The organism is Arthrobacter sp. HMWF013 (assembly GCF_003061105.1).
In the GTDB taxonomy this organism is placed as follows: domain Bacteria; phylum Actinomycetota; class Actinomycetes; order Actinomycetales; family Micrococcaceae; genus Arthrobacter.
This window is the reverse complement of sequence record NZ_QAIQ01000073.1, coordinates 1-7,281: the sequence shown is the minus strand read 5'-3', so window position 1 is coordinate 7,281 and position 7,281 is coordinate 1. Positions and strand designations below refer to the sequence as shown.

Annotated in this window: 8 protein-coding genes and 1 pseudogene; 5 read left to right on the top strand and 4 right to left on the bottom strand. The window is 65.9% G+C overall.

The features are described from left to right. The 5 genes and pseudogenes from DBR22_RS24290 to DBR22_RS03535 all read left to right on the top strand — a co-directional run. Positions 1–110: pseudogene (locus tag DBR22_RS24290) on the top strand (FMN reductase); the annotation flags it as partial. Between the two features lie 258 nt (positions 111–368). Further along, a complete protein-coding gene (locus tag DBR22_RS24285) occupies positions 369–1,244 on the top strand; it encodes a GerMN domain-containing protein (RefSeq protein ID WP_108597813.1) in 876 nt (291 codons plus the stop codon). Positions 1,245–1,321: 77 nt separating this feature from the next. Next, the gene (locus tag DBR22_RS03545; RefSeq protein ID WP_108597812.1) at positions 1,322–2,626 is read left to right on the top strand and encodes an aminotransferase-like domain-containing protein; all 1,305 of its coding nucleotides are present in this window, start codon (positions 1,322–1,324) and stop codon (positions 2,624–2,626) included. 53 nt (positions 2,627–2,679) lie between these two features. Next, positions 2,680–3,108 carry a universal stress protein gene (locus DBR22_RS03540; RefSeq protein WP_108597811.1) on the top strand — a complete coding sequence of 143 codons (429 nt, stop codon included), beginning with the start codon at positions 2,680–2,682 and terminating at the stop codon, positions 3,106–3,108. 156 nt (positions 3,109–3,264) lie between these two features. Then, a complete protein-coding gene (locus DBR22_RS03535; RefSeq protein WP_108597814.1) occupies positions 3,265–3,612 on the top strand; it encodes a hypothetical protein in 348 nt (115 codons plus the stop codon). Positions 3,613–3,667: 55 nt separating this feature from the next. Here the strand turns inward: DBR22_RS03535 and DBR22_RS03530 are convergent, their stop codons facing one another. From DBR22_RS03530 to DBR22_RS03515, 4 genes are all read right to left on the bottom strand, one after another. Then, complete coding sequence (locus DBR22_RS03530; protein WP_108597810.1) at positions 3,668–4,276, bottom strand: phosphatase PAP2 family protein; 609 nt, start codon at positions 4,274–4,276, stop codon at positions 3,668–3,670. A gap of 15 nt (positions 4,277–4,291) precedes the next feature. Then, positions 4,292–5,767, bottom strand: a complete 1,476-nt coding sequence (locus DBR22_RS03525) for a dihydrolipoamide acetyltransferase family protein (protein WP_108597809.1) — start codon at positions 5,765–5,767, stop codon at positions 4,292–4,294. 46 nt (positions 5,768–5,813) lie between these two features. Next, positions 5,814–6,794, bottom strand: a complete 981-nt coding sequence (locus DBR22_RS03520) for an alpha-ketoacid dehydrogenase subunit beta (RefSeq protein WP_108597808.1) — start codon at positions 6,792–6,794, stop codon at positions 5,814–5,816. Continuing rightward, on the bottom strand, positions 6,794–7,281 hold a 488-nt coding region (locus DBR22_RS03515), incomplete at its 5' end, for a thiamine pyrophosphate-dependent enzyme (RefSeq protein WP_258229026.1). The genes DBR22_RS03515 and DBR22_RS03520, both read right to left, overlap by 1 nt.

Sequence of the window (7,281 nt, the reverse complement as noted above, 5' to 3'; positions counted from 1 at the left end):
CCGGCTCCATGGTCCGCTTCGCCGAACTGCACCCGAAGGACGACGCCGAAGTTGTTGAGCAGATCAAGGGCGTCTTCGACGCACTGCTCGCACCGCAGCCTGCAGCCTAAGGCTGACGCCGCAGGCTGCATCCCGGCCTGCCACCCGAACCACCTGCACTGCCTCAGGCTTATGCAACCTCAATGCCCCGGACGCCAAGAAATGGCATCCGGGGCATTTTTGTTACCGCACCGTAAGCGCCGGGGGCACGGGGAGCGCAGGCGTGACCAAGTCTTGTTCCAACCGGAACCATGCCGCCATTTTCAGGCCTGCTGGAGCGCCGTAACGTTAATGCACGGGGACGCACAGGATGGGAACACGGTGCAGAGATGGCAGGCAGACGGGGTGCCGGAAAACTGATGGCGACGGCGGCAGTACTGACGCTTCCGCTGTGGCTGGGCTGCTGCGCTCCCGGCTCCGATCCCTCCGCCGGCCGCGTTTTCACGCCGGGTTCAGCCACCGCTGAACGCACTGCGCCCGCCGAGGGGCCGTTGGTCCCGACCCCACAGCCCCAGGCTCCCCCGCCGTTGGAAACGGTACGGACCGACCCGCCCGCCGCTCAAACAGGTACTGCCCTGACCGATCCAGCGCAATCCCCTCAGACAGAGCCTGACACCGGGCCTGCCGGACCGGCTTCCTCCGTGATCGCCGCGGAGGTATCAGCGCCCGGCGGGGCCACCGCTACGACCCCTCCTGAACCGTCGCTGCGCACTGATCCCGTGGTGACTGTCCGCCCGTCGCCCACGCCCGGGTCCCCCTCGCCGCGATCGTCTGAAACACCCGACGAAACTGCCTCTGGCCGGTCCGCAGGCACCGGGACGGTGACCGCCTACTACGTGCTGATTGACGACGGCGGCGCGAGCGGTGTGCGTTTCGGCTGCAATGACAGCCTGGCCGGCATCCGGCGGACCGTGCAGGGTCCGGTTGAGCCGCTGCCGTCCGCAATGCGCGCGCTCCTGGACGGGACCACCGCGGACGGGCTGTACAACTCGCTGGCTGCGTCAACCTTGACGTTCCTGTCCGGAAGTTTCGATGGCACCACTGTCACGGTCTACCTTTCAGGCACCATCCGCCCCGGTGGCGCCTGCGACTTCCCCCGGGTAGAGGCCCAGCTCACGCAAACGGCGGTTGCATCCGTGGGTGCCATCCGGGCCGAGGTCTACATCAATGGGACTCCGCTGGCCGAAGCGTTGCGCCTGAACTAGGAGTTCCCCGGCAAGACTAAAAACTTTTTGTCAACAAGTGTTGCCTAATCGGCAACTAGCGGCTGTATCCTGAGGAAGTGACCCACGAGACACTTGCCGCCGCAGCAGCGCAGCTGCCACCCGAAGCCATCGACGCCATCGAACGTGCGGCCACGTCCGCCCATCGCGCCGTCCATCCGCACGAGGCGCTCTTTTCCGCCCGCGCTGCCCACATCAAACAATCCGCGGTCAGGGATGTTTTTGACATCTCGATGCGGCCCGGGCTGGTGTCGCTCGCCGGCGGCAATCCCTACCTCCAGTCGCTCCCCCTGAAACGCCTGGCTGAGACCGCAGCCGGTATTTTCGCCGAGGAAGGCCTCACAGCGCTGCAATACGGCGCCGGCCAGGGCACCGAGGAATTGCGCACCCAGATCTGCGAAGTCATGGCCGAGGAGGGGATAACGGACGCCCTCCCGCAGAACGTGGTGATCACTGCCGGCTCACAGTCGGCCCAGGACGTGGCCACCAAGGTCTTCTGCAATCCGGGAGACGTGGTGCTGGTGGAGAACCCCACGTACGTGGGCGCATTGAACACCTTCGAGGCGTATCAGGTAGAGGTGGCCACGGTGGAGATGGACGACGCCGGGCTGGTCCCTGAGCTCCTCGAGGCAAAGATCGCAGCACTCCAGACTGCAGGGAAGAACATCAAGTTCCTGTACACCATCCCCAGCTTCAACAACCCCTCGGGCATTACGCTCGTTCGGGAGCGCAGGCAGCAGATCGTGGATATATGCCGCAACGCGAATATTCTGGTCCTCGAGGACAACCCCTATGGGCTCCTGCGGTTCGACGGGAAGCCCCTGGAGCCACTCCGGGCGGCCAATCCGGCGGATGTCATCTATCTGGGCTCGTTCTCGAAAATCTTTGCTCCGGGCCTGCGGATCGGCTGGGCACTGGTTCCCGAACACCTGCAGCGGCGCTACTACCTGGCCTCGGAGTCAGTCACGCTGTGTCCGCCCACCCTGAACCAGATGCTGGTTTCCGCATACCTCCGGGACTACGACTGGAAGGGCCAGATCGAAACCTACCGTGGCCTGTACGCCGAGCGCTGCGCTGCGATGCTCTCCGCCCTCGAAGAACACATGCCGGCCGGAACCAGCTGGACAAGGCCCGAAGGCGGCTTCTTCGTCTGGGTCACGCTGCCGGAAGGCATGGACACTTATCCCCTGCTGCAGAAGGCAATCGATGCCGGAGTCGTCTTCATCCCGGGTGCCGCCTTCAGTCCCGCCGACGGGCCCTCGAACAAGCTGCGGCTGGCTTTCAGTGCAGTACCGCCCGAGGCGATCAAGGAAGGCGTCCGCCGTTTGGCGCCGGTGCTGCGCGAAGCCCTCGCCGCGCTGTAGCGTTGGCCTCACTGAGCGTGGCCGTAAGTCATACCGAGTAAAGGAGCACGAGAATGAGCGGAATCATCGTAGTGGGGGTTGACGGCAGCGAGACTGCCAAGAAGGCAGCCGAGTCGGCCCGGGACCTCGCAGCCGCCCTGGATGCCTCGCTGCATGTGGTCTCCGCTTTCGACAGCGACCGTACCGAGGTATTCGGCTCGGGCAGCGATCAGTGGATCGTTTCCGACGCCGACGGTGCCGAGCACGTCGCCAGGACGGTAGCCGACGCCCTGGCCGGTCCCGTCAAGGTGACCTACTCGTCTGCCCGCGGCAAGCCCGCAGAGGCACTCATCAAGGAAGCCGAGCGCCTCGATGCCAAAATGATCGTGGTGGGAAACCGGCGGATGCGGGGCATCGGACGGGTCCTGGGCAGCGTGGCGAACAGCGTGGCACACAACGCCACATGCGACGTCTACATCGCCAACACGTACGACGTCAACTAAATAGCGGACCAGTACCGGGCACCATGCCCGCCCCACGGCGGCGCATGGTGTCCGTTCTCACGCCCGGACGGCCGTTGCGGGCATGTCCCGGACGATAAAATGGGAGGGCCCTCAATGGAGCGGACAGCCACCATCCACGCCGTCCAAAGGGTTCCCTTGATTTCTCTCCAGCGCCGCCAGCTTGTAGGCCACGACATCCTCCTGGCACGCCACGGCAACCACATCTGCTCCATGCGGGTCGACCACGGCAACGGCCGGGTGGTCGCGCTGCTGGATGACGGCTCGGTGGACAGCGCCCCCAACCTCATCTCGCCGGATCTCCGCCTGCCGGAGACCATCCGCAGTGTCCTGCGCGAGGACCGGAAGTTCTTCGGGGCTGTCGCGGGGGTGTCGGTGGTCCTGGGCGGCCTGTTCTTCGCCGCCTACGCAGGTCTGGCAGGATCCCTGGGCGGCGATGCCGAAGTTTCGGAACTGATGATGGCGTTCTCCGCCTACACCTACTGACGGCCTGTATCCCAACGCTTAATCGCAGGTGTCCGGGGCTGGCCCTGAGGCGCTCCTAGAGGAGCCACCCTCGCAGCAGCCACCACAGACCGGCCATCACCACCGCGCCGAACAGCGATCCGGCCACCACCTGCGCGAGGGTGTGTGCGCGCAGGACCACGCGGGACCATCCGACGGCGGGGATGAGCAACACCAGGGGCAGCCATGCCGGCCCCAGCATCAGGACAGAAATAACGGCCGACGACGATATTGCGGCCGCGTGCCCGCTGATCTTCCAGAACGGGCTGACCGCCGCCAGGACGATGATGCCGGCCACGATCGCCAGCACAGTGACCACGACGCTCCGGGGCGCATGGGTGGCTGCCAGCACCACCAGTCCGGCGACGACAGAACCCAGCGCCATCAGCATCACCGGGGCGCGCTGCCTGCGGTTGCTGACGTGGTGGTCAGTGACTTTGCCCAAACGCACCAGCGCCAGCAGCAGGATGAGCGGGAGCACGCAGACGAACAGCGCAGCAAGGGCGCCATAGCCGATGGTTCCCGGGAATCCCGGCTCGATCACCGGGCTGATGAGCAGCACCAGCGTGACCACCACCGGGGGTTGGAAAACTTCGGTCAGCCATCTGGCGGTACGGTTTTGGGTGCGGAGCGCTGCGTTGCTCACTCGTGGGCTCCCCGACTAGTCCAGCAGGAGGGCCGGCTCCTCGAGGATGGCGGCTACGTCCGCCATAAAGCGGGCGGACAGGTCCCCGTCCACCACCCGGTGGTCGAAGGAACCGCCGAGCGTGGTGATCCAGCGCGGAATGACTTCGCCGTCCAGCACCCAGGGCTTTTGCTTGATGGTTCCGAACGCCACGATCGCCACTTCACCGGGGTTGATGATGGGCGTTCCGGTGTCGATCCCCAGCGCACCGATGTTGGTGACGGTGAGCGTTCCGCCCTGCATCTCGGCCGGCTGGGTCTTGCCCGCCCTGGCTGTGGTTGCCAGATTGTTCAGGGCAACGGCCAGTTCCTTGAGCGAGAGATCCTGGGCGTCCTTGATGTTGGGAACCATCAGGCCGCGCGGGGTTGCTGCTGCGATGCCGAGGTTCATGTAGTGCTTGACGTGGATCTCGGCGGTGTCGGTTCCGTCCGCATTGTCCACCCACGTGGCGTTGACGCTCGGGTTCCGGGCCGCGGCCCAGATGACTGCCTTGGCCAGGATCAGCAGGGGCGATACCTTGATTCCTTCGAAGTCGCGGGAGGCCTTCAGCCGCTTGACGAACTCCATCGTGCGGCTGGCATCCACGTCCACGAAGATGCTCACGTGAGGGGCGGCGAACGCCGATTCCACCATGGCCCGGGCCGTTGCCTTGCGGACGCCCTTGACGGGAATCTTTTCGATCCGCTGGTCCTGCGGCTTCCCGGCCTTGCCCCAGAAGCCGTCGGCCTTGTCCAGTTCGGCGTCGCGCTGGGCCTGGTAACTGACCAGGTCCTCACGGGTCACTTCGCCGCGGGAGCCCGTGGCCACCACATCGGCAAGGTCGATTCCCAGATCCCGCGCGATTTTCCGCACCGGCGGCTTAGCCAGGACACGGTTCACCAGCCCGGTGATGGTTCCACCGAGCGTTGGACGGGTGTCAACGGCCTCGGCGGCCTGGCCCGGAGCAGTCTCCTGCCACTGTGCGGTGACTTCTGCCAGTGTGTGCGGCTGTACAGGCTCGATTTCCGGTGAGTTGCGCGACACGGCGGCGGCGGGCGCCGCCTTCCGGGGACGGCGTTTGACGGCGTCCGCTTTCGGACCGGATCCCACCAGCGGACCGCCGGCCGGGGCACCGCCTGACGTGCCGGCGTCGTGCGTGGGAAGCATGCCGTACAAGGGCTGGACCGGAGTGGCGGGCGCGGGGACATCAGCGGGAGTCGGGTCGCCGGAAACGGCGTCCGAGACGCTGATGATGGCGGTGCCGACGTCGATGGTCACCCCTTCGGGGACCAGCAGTTCGGTGACCGTGCCGGCGAAGGGCGACGGCAGCTCAACGAGCGATTTGGCGGTCTCGATCTCGCACAGGACATCGTTGATGGCAACAGTGTCCCCGGGCTTGACCTTCCACGCGACGATTTCCGCCTCCGTAAGGCCTTCGCCCACGTCGGGAAGGTTGAACTTGTTCAGGGTCATGATGTCCTCTTTCAGCGGCAAGCGCGAGCGGGGAGGGTGCGGTCGGCTAGTAGGCCAGGGCGCGGTCCAGCGCCTCGAGAATCCGGTCGATGTCCGGGAGGTAGTCCTCCTCCACCTTGGCCACCGGATACGGCATGTGGAAGCCGCCGACGCGGATGACGGGAGCCTCAAGGGAAAGGAACGCCCGTTCGCTGATCCGGGCAGCGATCTCGCCGCCGATCCCGCCGAACGTCGGTGCCTCGTGGGCCACCACCAGCCGCCCGGTCTTTTTCGCCGACGCCGTGACGGTATCGAAGTCGATCGGGGAAATGGAGCGCAGGTCAATGACCTCGATGCTGTGGCCGTCCTCAGCGGCGGCTTCCGCGGCGGCGAGGGCTACGGGCACGAGCGGGCCGTACGCCACCACCGTGGCGTCAGTGCCCTCGCGGAGCACGTGTGCCTTGAAGGGGTCGGCGGAGGCGCCGGGCGATTCCGTGTCCACTTCCCCCCTGAGCCAGTAGCGGCGCTTGGGCTCGAAGACGATCACCGGGTCCTGGCACTCAACGGCCTGCCGGATCATCCAGTAGGCGTCGTGGGCGTTGGACGGCGTGATGATCCGCAGGCCGGCGGTGTGCGCGAACAGTGCTTCCGGCGATTCCGAATGGTGCTCAATTGAGCCGATTCCCCCGCCGTAAGGGATCCGGATGACCACCGGAACGGTCAGGTTGCCGTTGCTGCGGGCATGCATCTTGGCCAGCTGGGTGGTGATCTGGTTGAAGCCAGGGAACACAAAACCGTCGAACTGGATCTCGCAGACGGGCAGGTAGCCGCGCAAAGCCAGGCCAATGGCGGTGCCGATAATGCCTGACTCCGCCAGCGGGGTGTCCACTACGCGGTCTGCGCCGAACTCCGCGAGGAGACCGTCGGTGACGCGGTAGACGCCGCCGAGGGCTCCGATGTCCTCGCCCATGAGCAGGGACCGCGGATTGTTCCCAAGGGTGGCGCGCAGGCCCTCGTTCAGTGCCTTGGCTATGGTCATGGTGGTCATCAGTTGGCCGCCCCGTCCTCTGCCCCGGCGGGCCTCGTGTCGGATTCAGTGGTCTCAGCGAACCCGGCGCTGTACGCCTCGAACCACGCGAGTTCCTCGGCGACCAGGGGGTGCGCTTCAACGTAGGTGTTGGCGAACGCGGTCCGGATGTCCGGGGTTTCGAAGTCGTGGATGGTTTTGCGGACATACGTGGCGAGGTCGTCGCCGTCGGCCTTGACCTGTTCAAAGAAGGCGTCGTCTGCAAAACCCTGCGCCCGCAGGTACTTTTCCAGGCGGTCGAGCGGATCCTTGGCCCGCCAGAGGGCCTCCTCAGCGGATTCCCGGTACTTGGTGGGATCGTCAGCAGTGGTGTGGGCACCCACGCGGTACGTGAAGGCCTCGATCAGCACCGGCCCGTTCCCCTCACGGGCCTGCTCCAGGGCCCATTCGGTGACCGCGTGGACGGCGATCACGTCATTGCCGTCCACCCGGATGCCGGGGAAACCGT

Coding starts and splice junctions, on each gene's coding strand:
- DBR22_RS24285 (WP_108597813.1), top strand. CDS start 369: ATGGCAGGCAGACGGGGTGCCGGAAAACTGATGGCGACGGCGGCAGTA.
- DBR22_RS03540 (WP_108597811.1), top strand. CDS start 2,680: ATGAGCGGAATCATCGTAGTGGGGGTTGACGGCAGCGAGACTGCCAAG.
- DBR22_RS03525 (WP_108597809.1), bottom strand. CDS start 5,767: ATGACCCTGAACAAGTTCAACCTTCCCGACGTGGGCGAAGGCCTTACG.
- DBR22_RS03520 (WP_108597808.1), bottom strand. CDS start 6,794: ATGACCACCATGACCATAGCCAAGGCACTGAACGAGGGCCTGCGCGCC.